This window comes from Pseudomonas parafulva NBRC 16636 = DSM 17004 (assembly GCF_000730645.1).
Taxonomy (GTDB): Bacteria; Pseudomonadota; Gammaproteobacteria; order Pseudomonadales; family Pseudomonadaceae; genus Aquipseudomonas; species Aquipseudomonas parafulva.
The window spans coordinates 102,445-125,004 of sequence record NZ_BBIU01000004.1 but is presented as its reverse complement, the minus strand read 5'-3'; the positions used below and the strand labels follow the sequence as shown (position 1 = coordinate 125,004).

Sequence of the window (22,560 nt, the reverse complement as noted above, 5' to 3'; positions counted from 1 at the left end):
TACATCCTTGGGTTTACTGCGGCGATGTGATGCTACGGATGACGCCTCGAGGGCGGCGATGGTTGCTGCTGTTGTTATTGTCACGTTCCCATCGGGGGGATTGATTGCCGCATCGGGTGCATTGCTTCCCGGGGGCCGTTTCACTATAAAATGGCCAAAACGCAACAGACATTGGCAATTCGGCAAGCAGAGCGTGCACCAATGCAATATCAGATTACCCATGCCGACCTGACCCTGGTGCTCGCACTGGAACGCGGGCGCTCTCTGGCCAAGGCGGCTGAACTGCTGAAGGTAGACGTGTCGACGGTGTTCCGCTCCATCCGCCGGCTGGAATCGGCGCTAGGCACCGCGCTGTTCGTGAAAAGCCGCAAAGGCTACCTGCCAACCGACACTGCCCAGGCACTGGCCGAGCAGGCCGAGCGCGCGGAACAGGCGCTGGATGCCGCACGCATCGCCCTGACCAGTGGCGAGCAGGTGGTCAGCGGGACCGTACGCCTGACGTGCACCGAGGCGGTCATGCACAGCCTGTTGCTGCCCGCACTGGCCGAATTCATGCCCAACTATCCGGCCCTGTCGCTTGAGATGGGCACGTCCAACACATTTGCCAACCTCAGCCGGCGCGACGCCGATATTGCCCTGCGCCTGACCAACACGCCGCCGGAACACCTGGTGGGTCGCAACCTGGGGTCCACCTCCTATGTGATCTGCGGCCAGTCCCATTGGCGCGAGGCCCTGGCCGAGTCGACGAACAGTGTGCCGTGGATTGCGCCAGACGATTCCATGCAGGACCACCCAACCGTGGTCTGGCGCAACCAGCACCACCCGGGGCTGAGCCCGCGCTACCAGTGCAGTGGCATGTCGACCATTGCCCAACTGGTAACGGCCGGCCTGGGTGTGGCCGCACTGCCCGACTACATGGTGCACACGTTGCCGGGGGTGGACGCCCTCAGTGGCCCCCTGCCCGGTTGCGATACCCAACTGTGGCTGTTGACCCGGCCCGACTGCCGCGCGCTACGCTCGGTACAGACCCTGTTCGAAGAGCTGACCCCGCGGTTGCGTGACGCGATGCTCTGAGGTTATCGTCAGGCACATGCAGGAGGGTGTCTGGTCCGGCCATTTCGCGGCAATAGCCGCGGCCTCAGGCGTTGCCGGAGCAAAACAGCGCTTCCCTATTGGCTGGTGAATTTTTATACTATCGAGTCCGCCTGCCCACTATTGGGCTGCACGCCCACCGCATTTGCTACTGAGGAAGACCATGGCCCGCGTAACTGTTGAAGACTGCCTGGAACACGTGGATAACCGCTTTGAGCTGGTCATGCTCTCGACCAAGCGCGCTCGCCAGTTGGCGACCGGCGGCAAAGAGCCACGCGTTGCGTGGGAAAACGACAAGCCGACCGTTGTTGCCCTGCGCGAAATCGCCGAAGGCATCGTCACCAACGAGTTCATCGCTGCTGAAGAGATCGTCACTGAGGATCCGGTCTTCGCCGCGTTCGAGGACGAGTCGAACGAGGCTGTCTGATTGATGCCTGGTCGACGTCGCACGGCGCAAGGCCCTCTCCCTCGGCAGGAGGTGAACCCATGCCGGGTATAGAAGTCTTGGCCGAACGGCTGTCGACCTACCTAGGGCCCGAACAGGTCAACCTGGTTCGCCGCGCCTATTTCTACGCAGAACAGGCCCACGACGGGCAGCGCCGCCGCAGCGGCGAGCCCTACGTTACCCACCCGCTGGCTGTGGCCAGTATCCTTGCCGACATGCACATGGACCATCAGAGCCTGATGGCAGCCATGCTGCACGACGTGATCGAAGACACCGGCATTGCCAAGGAAGCCCTCAGCCAGCAGTTCGGCGAGACGGTGGCCGAACTGGTCGATGGGGTCAGCAAGCTGACCCAGATGAACTTCGAGACCAAGGCAGAAGCCCAGGCTGAAAACTTCCAGAAGATGGCCATGGCCATGGCCCGCGATATCCGCGTGATCCTGGTTAAACTGGCCGACCGCCTGCACAACATGCGCACGCTGGAAGTGCTGTCCGGTGAAAAACGCCGGCGCATCGCCAAGGAAACCCTCGAAATCTATGCCCCCATCGCCAACCGCCTGGGGATGCACACCGTACGCGTAGAGTTCGAAGACCTCGGCTTCAAGGCCATGCACCCGATGCGCTCGTCGCTGATCAACCGTGCCGTGAAGAGCGCGCGGGGCAACCGCAAGGAAATCGTCGCCAAGATCGAGCAATCGCTGGCCCACTGCCTGGCCGCCGACGGTATCCAGGGCGAGGTCAGCGGCCGGCAGAAACACCTCTATGGCATCTACAAGAAGATGCGTGGCAAGCGCCGCGCCTTCAACGAGATCATGGACGTGTACGCCTTCCGCATCGTGGTCGACAAGGTCGACACCTGCTACCGCGTGCTGGGCGCCGTGCACAACCTCTACAAGCCGCTGCCGGGCCGGTTCAAGGACTACATCGCCATCCCCAAGGCCAACGGCTACCAGTCGTTGCACACCACCCTGTTCGGCATGCACGGGGTGCCCATCGAAATCCAGATCCGCACGGCGGAGATGGAAGAGATGGCCAACAATGGCATTGCGGCGCACTGGTTGTACAAGTCCAACGAGGACGAGCAACCCAAGGGCAACCACGCCCGGGCCAGGCAGTGGGTGAAGGGCATCCTCGAGCTGCAGCAACGTGCGGGCAACTCGCTGGAATTCATCGAGAGCGTGAAGATCGACCTGTTCCCGGACGAGGTCTACGTGTTCACGCCCAAAGGCCGCATCATGGAGCTGCCCAAAGGCTCCACCGCGGTGGACTTCGCCTACGCGGTGCACACCGATGTGGGCAACAGCTGTATCGCCTGCCGCATCAACCGGCGCCTGGCACCGCTGTCCGAGCCCTTGCAAAGCGGCTCGACGGTTGAAATCGTCAGTGCCCCCGGTGCACGGCCCAACCCGGCCTGGCTCAACTTCGTGGTCACCGGCAAAGCGCGCACCCATATCCGCCACGCGCTCAAGCAACAGCGCCGTTCGGAGTCCATCAGCCTGGGCGAGCGCTTGCTGAACAAGGTGCTCACCGGCTTCGACAGCAGCCTGGAGCAGATTGCGCAGGAGCGTATCCAGGCCATTCTGGCGGAGTATCGCCTGGAGCTGATCGAGGACCTGCTGGAAGACATCGGCCTTGGCAACCGCATGGCCTACGTGGTCGCGCGCCGGCTGCTGTCCGCCGAGGGCGAGCAACTGCCCGCACCCGAAGGCCCGCTGGCCATCCGTGGCACCGAAGGGCTGGTGCTCAGCTACGCCAAGTGCTGTACGCCCATCCCTGGCGACCCCATTGTCGGCCACTTGTCCGCGGGCAAGGGCATGGTGGTGCACTTGGAAAACTGCCGGAACATCAGCGAAATCCGCCATAACCCAGAAAAGTGTGTGCAGCTTTCCTGGGCCAAGGACATCACCGGCGAATTCAATGTCGAGCTGCGTGTCGAGCTTGAGCACCAGCGCGGCCTGATCGCGCTGCTGGCCAGCAGCGTCAATGCGGCCGATGGCAACATCGAGAAGATCAGCATGGACGAACGCGACGGCCGTATCAGCGTGGTCCAACTGGTGGTCAGCGTGCACGACCGCGTGCACCTGGCGCGTGTGATCAAGAAACTGCGTACCTTGACCGGTGTGGTCCGCATCACCCGCATGCGTACGTAGTCCGCCAACCGCAAGGAGTCATCATGAGCAAGACCGTCATCAACAGCGACAAGGCCCCAGCCGCCATCGGCACCTACTCGCAGGCGATCAAGGCCGGAAACACCGTGTACATGTCGGGGCAGATCCCGCTTGACCCGAAGACCATGGAACTGGTCGAAGGCTTCGAAGCCCAGACCGTGCAGGTGTTCGAAAACCTCAAGGCAGTGGCTGAAGCTGCCGGTGGCTCGTTCAAGGACATCGTCAAGCTGAACATCTTCCTGACCGACCTGAGCCACTTCGCCAAGGTCAACGAGGTGATGGGCCGCTACTTCGAGCAGCCATACCCTGCCCGTGCCGCCATCGGCGTTGCTGCGCTGCCAAAAGGTGCGCAGGTCGAAATGGACGCGATTCTGGTCATCGAATGATGCCTGCGGCGGCAGGCTCTGCCTGTCGCCCTCCTCTTCTGCAAGGTTTTCCGTCATGCGTCTAGCACTGCCTCTCACGCTGGCAGCCCTGCTTCTGGGCGGCTGCGCCAGCCACAAACCTGAAGATTTCAATGGCACCTGGATCAACCAGCAGGCCATCACCGCTGCCGTCAAAGGCAACAACCTGCGCCAGGCCCTGGATGCCAATGGCCCGGTATTCGAGTGGAAGCTCGATGTGGCCCAACAGCGGGCCAGTTACAGCAACGGTTTTGAGGGTGCCGACGGGCAACTCAGCGCCAATGACAAACAATGGGTAGCCACCTTCGACGGTGGTGCCACCGAGCAGCTGTCCTTGAATGGCGATGAACTGCAAACGGTAGACCCACAGGGCGCCAAGCAAACGTTCGTACGTGCCAAGGCACCTGCTGCGGGCAACGCGCAGCTGGGTAGCAGCTTCGAGCAGGCGCTGTATCAGGCCTACCTGGGCGGCGACTGGAAGATCATCGAAGGCCAGGGCACAGGTGGCACGGTACGCTTCAGCGATACCGGTAGCGTTACCGGCCTGCCCGGCCCGGATCGCTTCGCCCTGTGCCTGGCGGGGGATTGCGCGACCATGGGCGGCAGCAATGACAGCCTGTGGCTTGAGCGCAACCAGCAAGGTGCGCCGTTCATCATCAAGCGCACGGGCAAGCAGTTGGAGATTTCCCAGGCAGTCAACCGCGCGCAGCCGGACGAAATGCCGCAACTGGCGGCCGGCAAGCGGCAGTGGTTGCTGGAGCAGAACTGAGGCCGGGCGCCGCACCGCAAGCTGCTCTTACCGGCCTGCAACTGTACATAACGTGTTGATATAACAGGGCCGTGTGGGAGCGGCTTCAGCCGCGAACACCGGCGAAGCCGGTGCCATCCACCGCGCTGCTTGCTTCGCGGGTGAACCCGCTCCCACAGGGGTGTGATGTGCAGCCCAAAGAGCTGGGTTAGTTGCTAACCGAACCCTGCAAAATGGCCGCGTACCCTTCTTTGTAGCTCGGGTATGCCGGCACCCAACCCAGGGCCCGCGCACGGGCATTGCTGCAGCGCTTGCTGCCAGTGCGCCGCACCCGCTGCTCATCGGACCAGTGTGTAACGCCCATGTACTCACGCAGCCAGCCGACCACATCGGCCAGCGGTGCAGGGTCGTCATCCACGCCGATGTAGCAATCGTCCAGCGCCCGGCCATCGGCATCGGCCTGCAACAGGAACGCCAGCAGGCTGGCAGCGTCCTCGGCGTGGATGCGGTTGCCGTACAACGGCGGCTGCTCGGCCACCCGGTAACCCTGGCGAACCTGGCTGAGCAGCCACTCGCGGCCCGGGCCGTAGATGCCGGTCAGGCGCACCACACTCGCCGGGCACTCACCCGCCAAGGCCAGTTGCTCCGCCTCCAGCATCACCCGCCCCGAATACCCTTCAGGGCGGGTAGGCGACTGCTCATCCACCCACTCCCCGCCCTTCTGCGCAAACACACTGCTGCTGGAGACGAACAACAGCCGACGCGGGCGCTGCCCTCGCTCAGCCAACCAGCCTTGCACATGGCGCAAGCCCTGCACGTAGGCCGCCTGGTAGCCGGCTTCGTCATGCTGGCTGGCCGCCACGCAGTACACCAGGTAGTCCGGTGCATGGCTTGGCCAGGCAGACGGTATTGCCGGCTCGGCCAGGTCAGCGGCCACAGGTACCACCCCGTGGGGCAGTTGCCCCACAGCGCGACGCAGCCCACTGACATGCCAACCACGCGCCAACATCTGCCGGGCCAGACGGCCGCCGACATCGCCACAACCTACTATCAAGACCGAAAGGTCCGACATCTGAAACCCCCTTAGACCGATAGATCCGCCCAACCGTAGGCGAAAAAAGCAACAAGATTACTTTTGTTAACAAGAATTACTTGCAATAATGGCGACCAAATTGTTCTCGGCCTACCTCGAGGCCTTGAAGAACATCCACCTTTATCTTCATCAGGTCCGGCCAGCATGACACGTAATCAACCTTCCGCTTCGCCAACCCAGTCGCGCGCCTGGCGCGCCATCGCCGCGCTGGCCTTCAGCCTGGTGCTGGCCCCGATGGCCATGGCCGATGAGCCTAACGCCAATGCCGCCGCCGCACCGGCCGCTGCCTCTGCTCCGGCAAACACCGCTGCCGCGCCGGCCGGCGAAGCGGCCCCGGTTAACGCTGCAGATGCCCCGGCTGCCGCCGACCCAAGCGTCGAAGCCATGGTTGAAGATACTTCGCTGGGCATGGCCCACGACCTGTCCCCATGGGGCATGTACAAAAACGCCGACGTGGTGGTCAAGGCGGTCATGATCGGCCTGGCCATCGCGTCCATCATCACTTGGACCATCTGGATCGCCAAAGGCTTCGAGCTGCTGGGTGCCAAGCGTCGCCTGCGTGGCGAGATCGCCCAGTTGAAGAAGTCCGCCAGCCTGAAAGAGGCCAGCGAGGTCTCCAACAAGGAAGGCACCCTGGCCCACACCCTGGTCCACGACGCACTCGAAGAAATGCGCCTGTCAGCCAACGCCCGCGAGAAAGAAGGTATCAAGGAACGCGTCAGCTTCCGCCTGGAGCGCCTGGTACACGCCAGCGGCCGCAACATGAGCAGCGGCACCGGGGTACTGGCAACCATCGGCTCCACCGCGCCCTTCGTCGGCCTGTTCGGTACGGTTTGGGGCATCATGAACAGCTTCATCGGCATCGCCAAGACTCAGACCACCAACCTGGCAGTAGTAGCACCTGGTATTGCCGAAGCCTTGCTGGCCACGGCCCTGGGCCTGGTAGCGGCGATTCCTGCCGTGGTCATCTACAACGTCTTCGCCCGCTCCATCGCGGGCTACAAGGCACAGGTATCCGACGCCTCCGCCCAGGTACTGCTGCTGGTCAGCCGTGACCTGGACCACCAGGGTGGCGAGCGCGCTGCCCCGCACATGGTGAAAGTGGGGTAAGCCATGGGCCTGCATCTTAACGAAGGTGGCGATGACCTCGCCGAAAACCACGAGATCAACGTCACCCCCTTCATCGACGTGATGCTGGTGCTGTTGATCATCTTCATGGTCGCAGCCCCCCTGGCCACGGTCGACATCAAGGTCGACCTGCCCGCCTCCACGGCGAAGCCGGCGCCAAGGCCCGAGAAACCGGTGTTCGTCAGCGTCAAGGCCGACCAGAAGCTGTATGTCGGCGACGATCAGGTTCCAGCACCCGACCGGCTTGGCCCGATGCTCGACGCCAAGACCAAGGGTGACAAGGAGACCACCATCTTCTTCCAGGCCGACAAGGGCGTGGACTACGGTGACCTGATGGAAGTGATGAACAACATGCGCGCGGCCGGCTACCTGAAAGTCGGTCTGGTAGGTCTCGAGACGGCAGCCAAGAAATGACGAAGACGCGGCACAATCTGGCGCGTTACAGCGGCAGCCTGGCGCTTGTGCTGGGTGTCCATGCCGTCGCTGTGCTGCTCATGCTCAACTGGTCGGTGCCCCAGGCCATCGAGCTGCCACCGGCAGCCATGATGGTCGAGCTGGCGCCGTTGCCCGAGCCTGCGCCACCGCCTCCACCCAAAGCGGTACCCCAGCCACCGGCGCCGGTCGAAGAGCCTCCATTGCCCAAGCTGGCGGAAGCCTCGAAACCCAAGATCGCCATCCCCAAGCCGCCCAAGCCCAAGGCCAAGCCACAACCGCCCAAGCCTGAGAAAAAGCCTGAGCCGCCCAAGGAAGCGCCGCCAACCGAACAGACCGTGGACGCACCGCCCAGCAACACGCCACCGCAGAAATCGGCGGCTCCGGCACCGAGCATTGCGTCCAACAGCAACGCCTTGCCAACCTGGCAAAGCGACCTGCTGCGTCACCTGGCGAAATACAAGCGTTACCCTGAAGATGCACGTCGCCGCGGCCTGCAGGGCATCAACCGCCTGCGTTTCGTGGTGGATGCCGAGGGCAAGGTGGTGTCGTATGCCATGGCCGGGGGGTCGGGCAGTGCTTCGCTGGACCGGGCAACGCTGGAGATGATTCGCCGGGCCGGCACGGTACCCAAGCCACCGCCGGAATTGCTTAACAACGGCACCATCGAAGTCGTGGCACCGTTTGTGTACTCCCTGGACCGCCGCTGATACTTTTGTTTCTGTCACAAATCAGCAAGTCTGATAACGTGCGTCTATCGATTGCAGCCGCTATGCTGGGCTCGCAACTTCATGGACGCACGTTATGACCCTCACAGAACTCCGCTACATCGTCACACTCGCTCAGGAACAGCACTTCGGCCATGCCGCCGAACGTTGTCACGTGAGCCAGCCCACCCTTTCGGTCGGTGTGAAGAAGCTCGAGGACGAGCTTGGCGTGCTGATCTTCGAACGCAGCAAAAGCGCGGTGCGCCTGACCCCGGTCGGCGAAGGCATCGTTGCCCAGGCGCAGAAGGTGCTCGAGCAGGCCCAGGGCATTCGCGAGCTGGCGCAGGCCGGTAAAAACCAGCTCACAGCACCACTCAAAGTCGGCGCCATCTACACGGTCGGCCCTTATCTGTTCCCGCACCTGATCCCGCAGCTGCACCGTGTGGCCCCGCAGATGCCGCTGTACATCGAAGAAAACTTCACCCATGTGCTACGTGAAAAACTGCGCAACGGCGAACTGGATGCAGTGATCATCGCCCTGCCGTTCAACGAAGCCGACGTGCTGACCTTGCCGCTGTATGACGAGCCGTTCTGCGCCCTGATGCCAGCCGACCACCCCTGGACGGCCAAGAAAACCATCGACACGGCCATGCTCAACGACAAGAGCCTGCTGCTGCTCGGCGAAGGCCATTGTTTCCGCGACCAGGTACTGGAAGCCTGCCCAACCCTGAACAAGGGTGGCGAAGGTGCCCGCCACACCACGGTCGAGTCCAGTTCGCTGGAAACCATCCGCCATATGGTGGCATCTGGCCTTGGCGTGTCGATCCTTCCGCTCTCGGCCGTGCACAGCCATCACTATGCCCCCGGCGTGATCGAGGTGCGCCCACTCACCGCACCCGCGCCCTTCCGCACGGTGGCCATCGCCTGGCGCGCCAGTTTCCCGCGGCCCAAGGCCATCGAGATTCTGGCCGACTCGATCCGCCTGTGCTCGGTCGCCAAAGCCCCTGCCGAACAAACCGCCTGAGCCATGAGTGAGTTGTCGAAGGTACCGGTAACGGTACTCAAGGGCGTAGGCGATGCCATGGCGGAAAAACTCGCCAAGGTTGGCCTGGAGAACCTGCAGGATGTGCTGTTCCACCTACCCCTGCGCTATCAGGACCGCACCCGTGTAGTGCCCATCGGGCAGTTGCGCCCGGGGCAGGATGCGGTCATCGAGGGCGTGGTCAGCGGCGCCGATGTGACCATGGGCAAACGCCGCAGCCTGGTGGTGCGCCTGGGTGACGGCAGCGGCGTACTGAGCCTGCGCTTCTACCACTTCAGCAACGCGCAAAAGGAGGGCCTCAAGCGGGGTACCCATTTGCGCTGTTATGGCGAAGCACGGCCCGGTGCCTCGGGCCTGGAAATCTACCACCCCGAATACAGGGCGTTGAATGGCGACGAGCCGCCACCGCCGGTTGAGCAGACCCTCACTCCGATCTACCCATCCACCGAAGGCCTTACCCAGCAACGTCTGCGCGTGCTGTGCCAGCAAAGCCTGGCCATGCTCGGCCCCCGTAGCCTGCCAGACTGGCTGCCCGACGAACTGGCCCGCGACTACCAGCTGGCACCGCTGGACGAGGCCATTCGCTACCTGCACAACCCGCCAGCCGATGCTGACCTGGATGAGCTTGCCGAGGGCCATCACTGGGCTCAGCATCGCCTGGCGTTCGAAGAGCTGCTCACCCACCAGCTGTCGCAGCAGCGCCTGCGTGAAAGCCTCCGCAGCCTGCGCGCCCCGGTATTGCCCAAGCCTGGCCACCTGCCGGCGAAATACCTGGCGAACCTGGGCTTCCAGCCAACCGGCGCGCAGCAGCGGGTGGCCAACGAGATTGCCTATGACCTGAGCCAGCACGAGCCGATGCTGCGCCTGGTGCAGGGCGATGTGGGCGCCGGCAAGACGGTGGTCGCCGCCCTGGCAGCATTGCAGGCGCTGGAAGCGGGTTACCAAGTGGCGCTCATGGCCCCCACCGAGATTCTTGCCGAGCAGCACTACATCACCTTCAAGCGCTGGCTCGAACCGCTGGGCATCGAAGTCGCCTGGCTGGCCGGCAAGCTCAAGGGCAAGGCGCGGGCCAGTGCGCTGGAGCAGATCGTCAACGGCGCACCCATGGTGGTCGGTACCCATGCGCTGTTCCAGGAAGAGGTGAAATTCAAGAACCTCGCCCTGGCGATCATCGACGAGCAACACCGCTTTGGCGTGCAGCAGCGCCTTGCCCTGCGCAAGAAGGGTGTTGCCGGTACGCTGTGCCCCCATCAGCTGATCATGACCGCCACACCCATCCCACGCACACTGGCCATGAGCGCCTATGCCGACCTGGACACCTCGGTGCTGGATGAACTGCCGCCTGGTCGTACCCCGGTCAACACCGTGCTGGTGGCTGACAGCCGCCGCTTCGAAGTGGTCGAGCGGGTACGTGCGGCCTGCGCCGAGGGGCGCCAGGCCTACTGGGTGTGCACCCTGATCGAAGAGTCCGAAGAACTGACCTGCCAGGCCGCCGAAAGCACCTATGAAGAGCTGGGCAGCGCCTTGGGCGAACTTCGTGTCGGGCTGATTCATGGCCGCATGAAGCCTGCCGAGAAGGCCGAGATCATGGCCGAGTTCAAGGCCGGCAACCTGCAGTTGCTGGTTGCCACCACGGTTATCGAAGTCGGCGTGGATGTGCCCAACGCCAGCCTGATGATCATCGAGAACCCTGAGCGCCTGGGCCTGGCACAGCTGCACCAGCTGAGGGGCCGGGTGGGCCGGGGCAGCGCCGCCAGCCACTGCGTACTGCTGTATCACCCGCCATTGTCGCAGATCGGCCGCGAACGCCTGGGCATCATGCGTGAAACCAACGATGGCTTCATCATCGCCGAAAAAGACCTGGAGCTGCGTGGCCCCGGCGAAATGCTCGGCACCCGGCAAACCGGGCTGCTGCAATTCAAGGTGGCCGACCTGATGCGTGATGCCGACCTGCTGCCGGCGGTGCGCGACGCGGCCCAGGCCTTGGTGGCACGCTGGCCAGAGCATGTCAGCCCGCTGCTCGATCGCTGGCTGCGCCACGGTCAGCAATATGGCCAGGTGTGACCTGCGTCCCACAATGGATCCAGTTTTGCGCCGTGGCTGGTTATACTTCGTGTTTAAAAGAATCAGTGGATACGGACCATGACTCAAGTTGCCCTGGACACCGCAGCCCCACATACGCCTTCGGTCATACGCCTGCTGCTCGACAAGCTCGGCGTTGCCTACCGCGAGGTGTTGGCCCACCCGCCACCGCCTGCGGCCGCCTGCGTACAGGCTGTACTGCTGGATGACGAGGTCGGGGCACTCATGGTGCTGTTCCCGCAGAGCCAGTTGCTGGACCTCAACCGCCTGGCCGAGCTGACCGGTCGCAAGCTCACCGCAGTACCCATGCCACGTTTGCGGCAGATGCTCGACAAGCACCAGCTGAAGGTGCTGCCGGGCATCCCTGCACTTACCAGCTCGCCGTGCCAGTATGAAAAAAGCCTGCTCGACGTCGAGCAGGTGTTTATCCAGTCCGGTGAAACCGGCCTGCTGCTGGAGATCGAGCGCGAGCCGTTCAAGCGCCTGCTGGCCAAGGCCAGCGCCAGCAGCTTCGGCCAGGACGTAAAGGCCATCCGGCCTAACCTCGACCGCCCGGATGACGATACCCGGGAAATCAGCCAAGCTGTCCAGGCCTTCACCGCCCGACGCATCCAGAAGCGCCTCGAAGAAACCATCGAGATCCCGCCGCTGGCCGATACCGCGCAGAAAATCATGAAGCTGCGTGTAGACCCCAACGCCAGCATCGACGACATCACCGGCGTGGTTGAAACCGACCCGGCACTGGCGGCCCAGGTGGTCAGCTGGGCGGCATCACCCTATTACGCCTCACCGGGCAAGGTACGCTCGGTGGAAGACGCCATTGTTCGCGTGCTGGGCTTCGACCTGGTCATCAACCTGGCCCTTGGCCTTGCGCTTGGCAAAACCCTGAGCCTGCCCAAGGATCAGCCTCAGCAGGCGACCCCCTACTGGCAACAATCGATCTATACCGCTGCAGTGATCGAAGGGCTCACCCGCGCCATGCCTCGGGCCGAGCGCCCGGAAGCGGGGCTCACCTACCTGGCAGGGCTGCTGCATAATTTTGGCTACCTGCTGCTGGCCCATGTGTTCCCGCCGCACTTTTCGCTGATCTGCCGCCACCTGGAAGTGAACCCGCACGTGTGCCACACCTACGTCGAACAGCACCTGCTGGGCATCAGCCGGGAGCAGATCGGTGCCTGGCTGATGAAGCTGTGGGACATGCCCGATGAGCTGTCGACGGCGCTACGCTTCCAGCACGACCCAGGCTATGACGGGGAGTACTCCGCGTTCCCCAACCTGGTGTTTCTGGCCACCCGGCTGCTGCGTTCTCGGGGCATCGGCTCTGGGCCGCAGGACGAAATACCCGATGAATTGCTGGAGCGGCTGGGCCTGGTGCGGGAAAAAGCCGAGGATGTCGTCAGCAAGGTGCTTGAGGCCGAGAGCCTGCTGCGGGAACTGGCTTCGCAGTTTCAGACGCCGCACTAACATGACAGGGGCCGCCTAGGCGGCCCCTGTTGTTTCAGCGTTTCTTTTTGGGTTTCAGGTATTTCATCAGGCCCTGGAACCACATCACCAACGCCGGGTTGCCCTTGATCTGGATGTGCTTGTCCTGAATACCCTGCATGAATGCCAACTGCTTGTTGGTGGCCTGCAGGGTGGCAAAGCCGTAGGCGGCGTCCTTGAAGGCAATGGCGAAGGCCGGCTCCGGGTATGAACCGCCCTTGCTGCTGACCCGCTCGTTACTGACGATGAAGTGCCGGGCCACCTTGCCGTCCAGCGTTTGCATCTGGAAAACCAGGTCCTTGCCCTTGAGCTGCTGCTGGAAGGCAGGGTTGTTGCGGCTGGCCCTGGCCATCAACAGCCCCATGGCCCAGAGAAGAAAGCGGAACTTCATCAACGCGCCTCGAATAAAAAGTGACTAAGCGCCGCAGTTTATCCTTTTATTGAGCAAATTAATCCATTCCGGGACATTTTCCTGCACCCATGAGAAGGGCGCCCTGAGGCGCCCGTCAGGCCATGTTCAACAGGCGCCAAGCGCAGTTACTTGCTCTTCTTCGCGGGTTTTGCAGGGCTGTTCACACCCTCGCGCAGGTCCTTGCCAGGTTTGAAAGCAACCGTGTTGCTGGCCTTGATTTTCACGGGCTCGCCAGTTTGCGGGTTTTTGCCGGTGCGGGCGCCCCGGTGGCGCTTCTCGAAGGTGCCAAAACCCACCAAGGTCACATTGCCCGTGTTAACGGCAAGGGTGATTTGCTCGAGAATTGTGTTCAACACCTCGTTGGCCTTGTCCTTGGACAGGTCAGCCTTCTCGGCGATGACGTTGGCGAGATCTGGTTTGCGCATGGTAAAGCCTCTTTGACGGAATTCTTGTTGTTATGCCGTGCTGCCCTTGGAGCAGCGCTCAAGGCACCGCAGGCTCTAATCTGCGGCAGACGAGAGTGAGAATGGCACGAGCATCAGGGCCGCGCCAGTATCAGCGCGGCCATTGTGTGGGCCATAAAAAGTCATTAGCGACAAAACATAAGCCATTCACGCCATTACAGGAGGGAGCTGACGATTCAATGCCAGCCGCTCCGTTACGGCCGCGCCGGTCAGCGCATAGCCCAGCAAGCTGCCCTCAACATCGAGGCACAGCGCCTTGATGTCATTGCCTTGGCCCTCTACCTGCCAAGCACCAGGCTGGCTCGTTGGCGGGGGCGACACCACCAGCGGGCATGCCGGTGTCTTGACGGTGATGGGCATTGGGCCGTAGGCGACCGCTGTGGGGTTACCGACCAGGGTCTGTGCCAAGGCCCGTACACAGCTCATCAGCGGCATGACATACAGCAGGTTGATGCCATCGACCTCTGCGCAATCGCCCAAGGCGTGGATGTTGGCATGTGAGGTACGCAGGTAGCGGTCAACGCTGACGCCGCGGCCAGCCTGCAAACCGGCAGCCGTGGCCAGGTCGGTGCGAGGTCGCAGGCCGATGGCCGAAATCACCAGGTCACAATTAACCACCAGGCCATCGGAAAGATGCGCTTGCAGGCCGCCGTCGCAGCGTTGCAAGCGCGTCAGCACCGGCCCCAGGTGAAAGCGCACACCCAGCTGCTGCAGCCCTGCCTGCACCGCTTTGGCCGCCGCAGGCGGCAGCAGGGTCGGCATCAATTGCTCGCACGGCGCCACCACGTCCACCTGGAAGCCGCCCAGGCTCAAGTCATTGGCAAACTCGCAGCCGATCAGCCCAGCCCCCAGAATCAACACCCGCTGCTTCCCTGCGGCCGCCGCGCGAAGGCGTGCGTAGTCTTCCAGGTCGTTGACCGGGAAGACCAGGTCGCCTGCATCACCGTCGACAGGCACTGCAATGGTTTGCGCGCCCACGGCAAGCACCAGGTCGCGATAGGGCACAGCCTCTTCACCCATCCACAGGCGCTTGTGACCCGGGTCGATACCACTGATGCGCGTGTGCGTGCGCACCTCGGCATTCAACTGCTCGGCCATGGCCCCCGGCTCGGCCATGCACAGGCCGTCGGCGTCTTTCTGCTTGGCGAAGCCGGTAGACAGCATGGGCTTGGAATAGGAACGGCCATCGTCCGCGGTTATCAGCAGCAACGGCGTCTGAGCGTCGAGTTTGCGAAATTCACGCGCCAGGTTGTAGCCCGCAAGGCCGGTACCGATGATCACCACAGGGGACGTCATGTGCCGCTCCTTTATCAGCCGATGGAAATCATTTCGAAGTCACCCTTGCCCACGCCGCAATCCGGGCATAGCCAATCCTCCGGCACGTCTTCCCATCGGGTGCCAGGGGCGATGCCGTCGTCAGGCCAGCCAGCGGCCTCATCGTAGATCAGGCCGCAGACAATACATTGCCACTTCTTCATAGAGACGCGTTTCCTCGGTTCAGGCTTGGTCAGGTTCGTGGTGGCACTCAGGTGGTGCCTGCACGGCCGGCTATTATGCTAGCAGCCGGGGCAATCATGCTAAGCTCGCGGCCTCTTTGGTTGTTACAAGCAGACCGACGTGTCGTACGCCTCCCCGCAAGCAGCCGCTGTCGCGTGGCTACCGTATTCACAGCTGGCCACCCCCCTCGACCAGCCCATTCTGGACTGGCTGCTGGATGAGGGGTCACTGACCCGCCGTCTGACCCGCCTATCATCCGACCACTTTTCGGTAACCCCGCTGTTCGAGGGCTGGCAGCCCTTGCGCCTGGATGAATGCCAGGCGCTGGGCATTGCCGAGGGTGCCGAAGGCTGGGTACGCGAAGTGTTCCTGCGCGGTCATGGCCAGCCGTGGGTGTTTGCCCGCAGCGTCGCCAGCCGCAGCGCCCTGGAACGCGGCGGGCTGGACCTGGAAACACTCGGCACTCGCTCACTCGGCGAGCTGCTGTTCTGCGACCAGGCGTTCATGCGCCACCCGCTGCAGGTTTGCCGTTACCCCCCGGCCTGGCTACCCGCCGAAGCGGCCTGCGAAGGCCTTTGGGGCCGTCGTTCGCGTTTTTCACGCGACGGGCTGGACCTGCTGGTGGCGGAGGTATTCCTGCCGGCGCTGTGGCAAGCCGCGCAACAGGAGGCCCGCTGATGTACCTGCAACTGCTCAAGTCGCTCAACCGGTTGCACCCCCGGGCCTGGGATTTCGTACAGCTCAGCCGCATGGACCGGCCCATCGGCATTTACCTGCTGCTGTGGCCGACGCTGTCGGCGGTGTGGATCGCGGGCAACGGCTCACCGACGCTGGCCAACGTGCTGATATTCGGCCTGGGCGTGGTGTTGATGCGGGCCGCGGGCTGCTGCATCAACGACTTCGCCGACCGCAAGGTCGACGGGCACGTCAAACGTACCGCAGACCGCCCATTGGCCAGTGGCCGGGTGAAGCCGCGCGAGGCCCTGGCGCTGTTCGCGATACTGGTGGCCGTGAGCTTTGCCCTGGTGTTGTGCACCAACAGCCGCACGGTGTGGTTGTCATTTGGCGCGGTAGCACTGGCGTTCTGCTACCCATTCATGAAGCGCTACACCTATTACCCGCAGGTGGTGCTGGGCGCGGCCTATTCCTGGGGCATCCCCATGGCGTTCACCGCAGCCGGCGGCCAACTGCCAGCCGCCGCCTGGCTGCTGTACATCGCCAACCTGCTGTGGACGGTGGGTTACGACACCTATTACGCGATGGTCGACCGTGATGACGACCTGAAGATAGGGGTGAAATCAACCGCCATCCTGTTCGGCGATGCCGACCGGGTGATCATCCTGAGCCTGCAGATGCTGTCGCTGGGGTGCCTGTTGCTGGCGGGCAGCCAGTTCGACCTGGGCGGCTGGTTCCACCTGGGCTTGCTGGGCGCGGCGGTGTGCTTTGCCTGGGAATATTGGTCTACCCGCAAGCTGGACCGCGAGTCCTGCTTCAAGGCGTTCTTGCACAACCACTGGGCGGGCATGCTGATCTTTATCGGCGTGGTGCTGGATTATGCGCTGCGCTGAAAGCGTGGGCCGTTCACCGCTACGGCCCCGCCCACCCTGGCCCAGTCATGGAATGTAGCCAGAACCGCCAATACCCTGTCACACAGCTGCAATAATTCCGTTATCTAATGCGGGGCCAAGACAGCGAATCCAGGAGAGGTTTTGAGCATGGTTGGCAGAAACATTCTGATCGTCGACGACGAAGCGCCTATTCGCGAGATGATTGCCGTCGCCCTGGAAATGGCCGGTTATGACTGCCTGGAGGCAGAAAACTCGCAACAGGCCCACGCGATCATCGTCGATCGCAAACCAGACCTGATCCTGCTCGACTGGATGCTGCCCGGTACCTCGGGTATCGAGCTCGCCCGGCGCCTGAAGCGCGATGAGCTGACCGGTGACATCCCGATCATCATGCTCACCGCCAAAGGTGAAGAGGACAACAAGATCCAGGGCCTGGAGGTGGGTGCAGACGACTACATCACCAAGCCGTTCTCGCCGCGTGAGCTGGTGGCGCGTCTCAAGGCCGTGCTGCGCCGCACCGGCCCGAGCGACAGCGAAGCACCGATTGAAGTCGGCGGCCTGCTGCTCGACCCCATCAGCCACCGCGTCACCATCGATGGCAAGCCCGCTGAAATGGGCCCTACCGAATACCGCCTGCTGCAATTCTTCATGACCCACCAGGAACGTGCCTACACCCGCGGCCAACTGCTCGATCAGGTCTGGGGTGGCAATGTGTATGTGGAAGAACGCACCGTCGATGTGCATATCCGCCGCCTGCGCAAAGCCCTGGGTGAGGCCTACGAAAATCTGGTACAAACCGTACGCGGTACCGGCTACCGCTTCTCCACCAAGAGCTAGCTGCAAGCCATTCGTTTCAAGCTAGAAAAAGGACTATCAGCATCACAGATCCGCTTCATCTTGCAGCTTGAAGCTCGCAACGTGCCGCCGGATCCGAAGGATTCCCCCCAAATTGAACCAGAACTGGCACGCGACGCTGATTCGCCACCTGCTGCTGCTGATTACGCTCTGCCTGATCGGCGGGCTGGTCAGTGGCTACTACGGCTGGAGCCTGGCCATCGGCCTGGCGCTGTACCTGGGCTGGACCCTCAAGCAATTGCTGCGCCTGCACGACTGGCTGCGCAACCATCAGCCCGATGAGGCCCCCCCCGATGGCTACGGCTTGTGGGGCGAAGTGTTCGACAGCATCTACCACCTGCAGCGCCGCGATCAGCGTGTACGCGGCAGGCTGCAGGCTGTGATCGACAGGGTTCAGGAGTCCACTGCGGCGCTGCGCGACGCCGTGATCATGCTCGACAGCCACGGCAACCTTGAATGGTGGAACCGTGCTGCCGAAACCCTGCTGGGCTTCAAAACCCCCCAGGATGGCGGCCAGCAGGTGACCAACCTGGTGCGCCACCCGCGCTTCAAGGAGTACTTCGAGGCCGAAAACTACCTTGAGCCCCTGGAAATCCCTTCACCGATCAACGACCGCATGCGGGTGCAGCTGCACATCACCCGTTACGGCAACAACGAACACCTCATGCTGGTGCGAGATGTCACCCGTATTCATCAGCTTGAACAGATGCGCAAGGATTTCGTCGCCAACGTTTCCCACGAACTGCGCACGCCACTGACAGTGATCACTGGCTACCTGGAAACCCTGCTGGACAACGTCGAAGACGTGAACCCACGCTGGCGCCGCGCTTTGCAGCAGATGAGCCAACAGGGCTCGCGCATGCAGACACTGCTCAACGACCTGCTGCTGCTGGCCAAGCTGGAGGCCACCGACTACCCGTCCGACAACCAGCCCGTGGCCGTCGATGCCCTGCTCGCCGCGATCAGGAACGACGCCCAGGCATTGTCCGGCGGGCGCAACCAGCGCATTACCCTGGACGCAACGCCAGGGGTGCGGCTCAAAGGCAGCGAATCGGAGCTGCGCAGTGCGTTTTCCAACCTGGTGTTCAACGCCGTCAAGTACACCCAGGACGAAGGCAACATCCGTATCCGCCTGTGGGTCGATGCCCAGGGTGCGCACCTGTCGGTGCAGGACTCAGGGGTGGGCATCGACGCCAAGCACTTGCCTCGCCTGACAGAGCGGTTCTACCGCGTGGACTCCAGCCGGGCCTCCAACACTGGCGGCACCGGGCTTGGCCTGGCGATCGTCAAGCATGTGCTGATGCGCCACCGCGGCAAACTTGAGATCAGCAGCGTGCCTGGGCACGGCAGCACCTTCACCTGTCATTTTGCGCCGGTACAATTGGCCAGCGACAAAGGCTGAAGCGGCTGCCTCACAGGCAGATGAACCCGTCACCCTTTGCTTTTGCAGCACCAGCCGCTACATTGGACCCCCAGTGCCGGCTGGAGCCGGCATTTTTCTTCCTACCTCATAGACGGACCCCGTAAAAACTCCATCATGGACCCTTCCCCTGGTATCAGCCTCACCTCTCTGTTCGCCGACTTCGGCATGATCATCTTTGCTTTGCTCCTGGTACTGCTCAACGGCTTCTTCGTTGCGGCAGAATTCGCCATGGTCAAACTGCGTGCCACGCGTGTGGAGTCCATTGCCGAGCAGCACGGCTGGCGCGGCAGCATCCTGCGCAAAGTGCACAACCAGCTCGACGCCTACCTCTCGGCCTGCCAGCTGGGTATCACCCTCGCCTCGCTGGGCCTGGGCTGGGTGGGCGAGCCGGCCTTTGCCCACCTGCTCGAGCCGTTGCTGGCCTACATGGGCGTCGATACGCCCGAGCTGATCAAGGCGGTGTCGTTCTTTGTCGCCTTCTTCGTGATTTCGTACCTGCACATCGTGATCGGTGAGCTGGCGCCGAAGTCCTGGGCCATCCGCAAGCCTGAGCTGCTGTCGTTGTGGACGGCGGTGCCGCTGTACCTGTTCTACTGGCTGATGTACCCGGCCATCTACCTGCTCAACGCCAGCGCCAATACCATTTTGCGCATTGCCGGCCAGGGTGAGCCAGGGCCCCACCACGAACACCATTACAGCCGTGAAGAACTCAAGCTGATCCTGCACTCCAGCCGTGGCCAGGACCCCAGCGACCAAGGCATGCGCGTGCTGGCCTCGGCCGTGGAAATGGGCGAGCTGGAGGTGGTGGACTGGGCCAACTCCCGCGAGGACATGGTCAGCATCGATGCCCATGCCCCGCTGAAGCAGATTCTAGGGCTGATACGCCGCCACAAGTTCAGCCGCTACCCGGTGTACGACGCCGAGCGCGAGGAATTCACCGGCCTGTTGCACATCAAGGACCTGCTGCTGGAGCTGGCCGAGTTGGAACAGCTGCCAGAAACCATCGACCTGGAAGACCTGGCTCGCCCGCTGGAGCGCGTCTCGCGGCACATGCCGCTGTCCCAGTTGCTGGAGCAGTTCCGCAAGGGTGGTGCCCACTTTGTGCTGGTGGAAGAGGCCGACGGCAAGGTCATCGGCTACCTGACCATGGAGGACGTTCTGGAAGTGCTGGTCGGCGACATTCAGGACGAGCACCGCAAGACCGAACGCGGCATCCTGGCCTACCAGCCGGGTAAGCTACTGGTGCGTGGCGACACCCCGCTGTTCAAGGTGGAACGCCTGCTGGGTGTGGACCTGGACCATATCGAGGCCGAGACGCTGGCCGGTTTGATCTATGAAACGCTCAAGCGCGTGCCCGAAGAGGAAGAAGTGCTGGAGGTCGAAGGGTTGCGCATCATCATCAAGAAGATGAAAGGGCCGAAGATCGTACTGGCCAAGGTGCTCAAGCTGGACTAAGGCTAACCGGGCTGTGCGTCAGCCCCTCATGCCCTCACGGGTTGCCTGCGGTGTAGTCAGGCGACCCGCTGATCGGCTTGTCGAACCGGTAGGGTATCGATTCCACAGCCAGCCCCACGTTGCGTTGCACCACAAAATGCAGGTGCGGGCCGGTGCTGTTGCCGGTGTTGCCTGATTTGGCCAGCACTTGCCCCTGCCGCACCCGCTGGCCAGGGGTAACTACCACCGAGCCGCGCATCAGGTGCAGGTACACGCCCATCGTCCCGTCCGGGTGCAGGATCCGCACAAAGTTGCCCGACGGGTTCTCGCCCCGCCCGCTCTGGCTGTTCTGCAGGCTCACCACCACCCCTTCCCGCGCAGCCACGATCGTGGTGCCTTCAGGCATGGCGATATCCATGGCATAACGCCCCTTGGGCCCGAAATGGCTGACCCGCCCGTTTGGCCCCTGGCTTATGCGAAAGGGCCCACCTACCCAGGGGAAAGCATAGCGATAGCCCTGCGGGCGCGCCCCGGGGTCGCCCATGGCCTGCAGCAGGGTGGAGCGATAATTGAGCAGGGTACCGGGCCGGCCCCGCAGCACGCTGAGCATTTGCGTTGACCGCGGCGGCAGCACACGCCGCACGATGCGCGGTGCATTGCCACCCTGCGCGTTCACCAGGTTGTCCAGGCGCAGCTCCACCTGCACGGCTACCGGCAGCTCGTTGCGCGCCGAAAAACTCACCCCGCCCTGAAACACGATGGCGTTGAGGCGCACGTCTTCGGGCTGGATCTCGATCATGGATTCGTCCGACAGCATGGGCTTCACCCCAGGCCCTGGGCGGTCGGCATAGGACACCGCACCCGATGCATCGGTGACAGCGTGCAGCGTCACCGCCAGGCTCGACGCCGAGGCCAGGAGCAACGCGCAAACAAGCAGCAGGCGTGCAGGCATGATAGTGGCTTTTTGACAGTTGGCGATCTGTCGAAGCCTAGCAGCGGGTGACGCGATGACCATGGCAGCTGGTCGGATGGCACAAGCCCCTGACGAAGCCCGCCACCCGCCGAACCGTGCGTCAGGCGCCCGGGGTGAAGTGTTTCTGGGCAGTGCCGCGGGCAATCAGCCGCGACAGGTAATCGAGCTTCTGGGCGTCCTGGTCGACGAATTTGAATGTGAGTTGCAGCCAGTCGCTGTCCGGTTTCGGCTCGAATGCAACGATCGCGTGCAGGTAGCCGTTCAAGCGGGCGACCTCGGCGTTCTCACCTTGCTCCAGGTCCAGCACGGCCCCTTCGAGCACCTGGGGCAGGGTTTCACTGCGCCGCACCACCAGCAGCGCCTCCTTCAGGCTCAGCGCCTTGATCACACAAGGCTGAGCGCCGCTGGCAAGGCGCAGCTGGCCCTGGCCGCGCCCACTGGGTGCAGCGGCAGGTGCAGCGGCGGCTGGCCTGGCTGCGCTGGGCACCGGCTTGGCGGGCGCTGGCGCGGCAACCTTCACCGCCTCAGGTCTGCCGGCAGTGAGAGCGTTGAGCGAGTCGTTGGCGAATGCCCCGCTGGAGCGTGCCGGCGCAGGCGCCATCAGGCTGTCGAGCTTGCCGATCTTGGCCAAGGCCTTCTTCACCTTGGTCAGCAGCTGCTCGTTGGTGAACGGCTTGCCGACAAAATCGGAAACCCCTGCCTGGATCGCCTGGATCACGTTTTCCTTGTCGCCGCGGCTGGTCACCATGATGAACTGAAGGTGTTTAAGCTCCGGTTGCTGGCGACACCAGGTGAGCAGTTCCAGGCCAGACATCTCTGGCATCTCCCAGTCGCAGAGCACCAGGTCGAAAGGCTCCTTGCCCAACAGAGCCATGGCTTTACGGCCATTCACAGCGTCATCTATGGTCATGCCGGGGAAGGCATTGCGCAGGCACTTGCGGACCAGATCGCGGATAAACGGGGCGTCATCCACGACCAGCACATTCACTTTACTCATCGATACTCCTTCTGATCCCGACTAGCCTACTGCCAATTGCTGGCCACTTGCTACTGCCTATCCAACGTCGGGACTTTTCCAACGGTTCGCCACGGCCCTGCTGGCTCTACGACC

General features: G+C 62.9%; 23 protein-coding genes. 16 read left to right on the top strand and 7 right to left on the bottom strand.

The window, feature by feature from the left end:
* The first annotated feature begins 201 nt into the window (after window positions 1-201).
* The 5 genes from PPA02S_RS02600 (at window position 202) to PPA02S_RS02580 (ending at window position 4,878) form a co-directional block, all read left to right on the top strand.
* Window positions 202-1,074 (top strand): LysR family transcriptional regulator, encoded by an 873-nt coding sequence (locus tag PPA02S_RS02600; protein WP_028632888.1) that lies wholly within the window; start codon window positions 202-204, stop codon window positions 1,072-1,074.
* A 181-nt stretch (window positions 1,075-1,255) separates the two neighbouring features.
* Window positions 1,256-1,519: a DNA-directed RNA polymerase subunit omega gene (gene rpoZ, locus PPA02S_RS02595; RefSeq protein WP_012312123.1), complete on the top strand. Its 264-nt coding sequence runs from the start codon at window positions 1,256-1,258 to the stop codon at window positions 1,517-1,519.
* Between the two features lie 59 nt (window positions 1,520-1,578).
* Window positions 1,579-3,687 (top strand): bifunctional GTP diphosphokinase/guanosine-3',5'-bis pyrophosphate 3'-pyrophosphohydrolase, encoded by a 2,109-nt coding sequence (spoT, locus tag PPA02S_RS02590; RefSeq protein WP_028632887.1) that lies wholly within the window; start codon window positions 1,579-1,581, stop codon window positions 3,685-3,687.
* 23 nt (window positions 3,688-3,710) lie between these two features.
* Window positions 3,711-4,091 carry a RidA family protein gene (locus tag PPA02S_RS02585; protein ID WP_009684531.1) on the top strand — a complete coding sequence of 127 codons (381 nt, stop codon included), beginning with the start codon at window positions 3,711-3,713 and terminating at the stop codon, window positions 4,089-4,091.
* A 55-nt stretch (window positions 4,092-4,146) separates the two neighbouring features.
* On the top strand, window positions 4,147-4,878 hold the full coding sequence (locus tag PPA02S_RS02580; protein ID WP_028632886.1) for a hypothetical protein: 732 nt from the start codon (window positions 4,147-4,149) through the stop codon (window positions 4,876-4,878).
* Between the two features lie 187 nt (window positions 4,879-5,065).
* Here the strand turns inward: PPA02S_RS02580 and PPA02S_RS02575 are convergent, their stop codons facing one another.
* Window positions 5,066-5,929 (bottom strand): NAD-dependent epimerase/dehydratase family protein, encoded by an 864-nt coding sequence (locus PPA02S_RS02575; RefSeq protein WP_028632885.1) that lies wholly within the window; start codon window positions 5,927-5,929, stop codon window positions 5,066-5,068.
* Between the two features lie 165 nt (window positions 5,930-6,094).
* On the opposite strand from PPA02S_RS02575, the gene exbB reads away from it, so the two are divergent.
* The 6 genes from exbB (at window position 6,095) to PPA02S_RS02545 (ending at window position 12,805) form a co-directional block, all read left to right on the top strand.
* Window positions 6,095-7,060 carry a tonB-system energizer ExbB gene (exbB, locus tag PPA02S_RS02570; RefSeq protein WP_028632884.1) on the top strand — a complete coding sequence of 322 codons (966 nt, stop codon included), beginning with the start codon at window positions 6,095-6,097 and terminating at the stop codon, window positions 7,058-7,060.
* 3 nt (window positions 7,061-7,063) lie between these two features.
* Complete coding sequence (gene exbD / locus PPA02S_RS02565; RefSeq protein ID WP_028632883.1) at window positions 7,064-7,492, top strand: TonB system transport protein ExbD; 429 nt, start codon at window positions 7,064-7,066, stop codon at window positions 7,490-7,492.
* Window positions 7,489-8,220: an energy transducer TonB gene (locus PPA02S_RS02560; RefSeq protein WP_028632882.1), complete on the top strand. Its 732-nt coding sequence runs from the start codon at window positions 7,489-7,491 to the stop codon at window positions 8,218-8,220. The genes exbD and PPA02S_RS02560 overlap by 4 nt, the downstream gene beginning before the upstream one ends.
* A gap of 94 nt (window positions 8,221-8,314) precedes the next feature.
* Window positions 8,315-9,241 carry a hydrogen peroxide-inducible genes activator gene (locus PPA02S_RS02555; protein WP_028632881.1) on the top strand — a complete coding sequence of 309 codons (927 nt, stop codon included), beginning with the start codon at window positions 8,315-8,317 and terminating at the stop codon, window positions 9,239-9,241.
* A gap of 3 nt (window positions 9,242-9,244) precedes the next feature.
* On the top strand, window positions 9,245-11,323 hold the full coding sequence (gene recG, locus PPA02S_RS02550) for an ATP-dependent DNA helicase RecG (RefSeq protein ID WP_028632880.1): 2,079 nt from the start codon (window positions 9,245-9,247) through the stop codon (window positions 11,321-11,323).
* Between the two features lie 78 nt (window positions 11,324-11,401).
* Window positions 11,402-12,805, top strand: coding sequence for an aminoacyl-tRNA deacylase and HDOD domain-containing protein (locus PPA02S_RS02545; RefSeq protein ID WP_028632879.1), 1,404 nt, complete (start codon window positions 11,402-11,404; stop codon window positions 12,803-12,805).
* A 34-nt stretch (window positions 12,806-12,839) separates the two neighbouring features.
* Here the strand turns inward: PPA02S_RS02545 and PPA02S_RS02540 are convergent, their stop codons facing one another.
* From PPA02S_RS02540 to PPA02S_RS02525, 4 genes are all read right to left on the bottom strand, one after another.
* Window positions 12,840-13,214, bottom strand: a complete 375-nt coding sequence (locus tag PPA02S_RS02540; RefSeq protein ID WP_028632878.1) for an SCP2 sterol-binding domain-containing protein — start codon at window positions 13,212-13,214, stop codon at window positions 12,840-12,842.
* 146 nt (window positions 13,215-13,360) lie between these two features.
* A complete protein-coding gene (locus tag PPA02S_RS02535) occupies window positions 13,361-13,660 on the bottom strand; it encodes an HU family DNA-binding protein (RefSeq protein WP_028632877.1) in 300 nt (99 codons plus the stop codon).
* Between the two features lie 186 nt (window positions 13,661-13,846).
* Window positions 13,847-14,995, bottom strand: coding sequence for an NAD(P)/FAD-dependent oxidoreductase (locus PPA02S_RS02530; RefSeq protein WP_028632876.1), 1,149 nt, complete (start codon window positions 14,993-14,995; stop codon window positions 13,847-13,849).
* A 14-nt stretch (window positions 14,996-15,009) separates the two neighbouring features.
* Window positions 15,010-15,177, bottom strand: a complete 168-nt coding sequence (locus tag PPA02S_RS02525) for a rubredoxin (protein ID WP_028632875.1) — start codon at window positions 15,175-15,177, stop codon at window positions 15,010-15,012.
* Window positions 15,178-15,316: 139 nt separating this feature from the next.
* Between PPA02S_RS02525 and PPA02S_RS02520 the strand changes: the two genes are divergently transcribed.
* The 5 genes from PPA02S_RS02520 to PPA02S_RS02500 all read left to right on the top strand — a co-directional run bounded on the left by PPA02S_RS02520 (window position 15,317) and on the right by PPA02S_RS02500 (window position 20,497).
* Complete coding sequence (locus PPA02S_RS02520; protein ID WP_028632874.1) at window positions 15,317-15,874, top strand: chorismate--pyruvate lyase family protein; 558 nt, start codon at window positions 15,317-15,319, stop codon at window positions 15,872-15,874.
* Window positions 15,874-16,764 (top strand): 4-hydroxybenzoate octaprenyltransferase, encoded by an 891-nt coding sequence (gene ubiA / locus PPA02S_RS02515; RefSeq protein ID WP_028632873.1) that lies wholly within the window; start codon window positions 15,874-15,876, stop codon window positions 16,762-16,764. Before PPA02S_RS02520 ends, ubiA begins: the two co-directional genes overlap by 1 nt.
* Window positions 16,765-16,911: 147 nt before the next feature.
* Entirely contained in the window at window positions 16,912-17,601 is a 690-nt protein-coding gene (gene phoB, locus PPA02S_RS02510) for a phosphate regulon transcriptional regulator PhoB (RefSeq protein WP_003253341.1), read from the top strand.
* Window positions 17,602-17,713: 112 nt separating this feature from the next.
* On the top strand, window positions 17,714-19,021 hold the full coding sequence (phoR, locus tag PPA02S_RS02505; protein WP_028632872.1) for a phosphate regulon sensor histidine kinase PhoR: 1,308 nt from the start codon (window positions 17,714-17,716) through the stop codon (window positions 19,019-19,021).
* Window positions 19,022-19,156: 135 nt separating this feature from the next.
* Complete coding sequence (locus PPA02S_RS02500; RefSeq protein WP_028632871.1) at window positions 19,157-20,497, top strand: hemolysin family protein; 1,341 nt, start codon at window positions 19,157-19,159, stop codon at window positions 20,495-20,497.
* 34 nt (window positions 20,498-20,531) lie between these two features.
* Here PPA02S_RS02500 and PPA02S_RS02495 read toward each other — a convergent pair whose 3' ends face one another.
* Complete coding sequence (locus tag PPA02S_RS02495; RefSeq protein WP_028632870.1) at window positions 20,532-21,428, bottom strand: M23 family metallopeptidase; 897 nt, start codon at window positions 21,426-21,428, stop codon at window positions 20,532-20,534.
* 121 nt (window positions 21,429-21,549) lie between these two features.
* On the bottom strand, window positions 21,550-22,446 hold the full coding sequence (locus tag PPA02S_RS02490; RefSeq protein ID WP_028632869.1) for a response regulator: 897 nt from the start codon (window positions 22,444-22,446) through the stop codon (window positions 21,550-21,552).
* Window positions 22,447-22,560 lie beyond the last annotated feature (114 nt).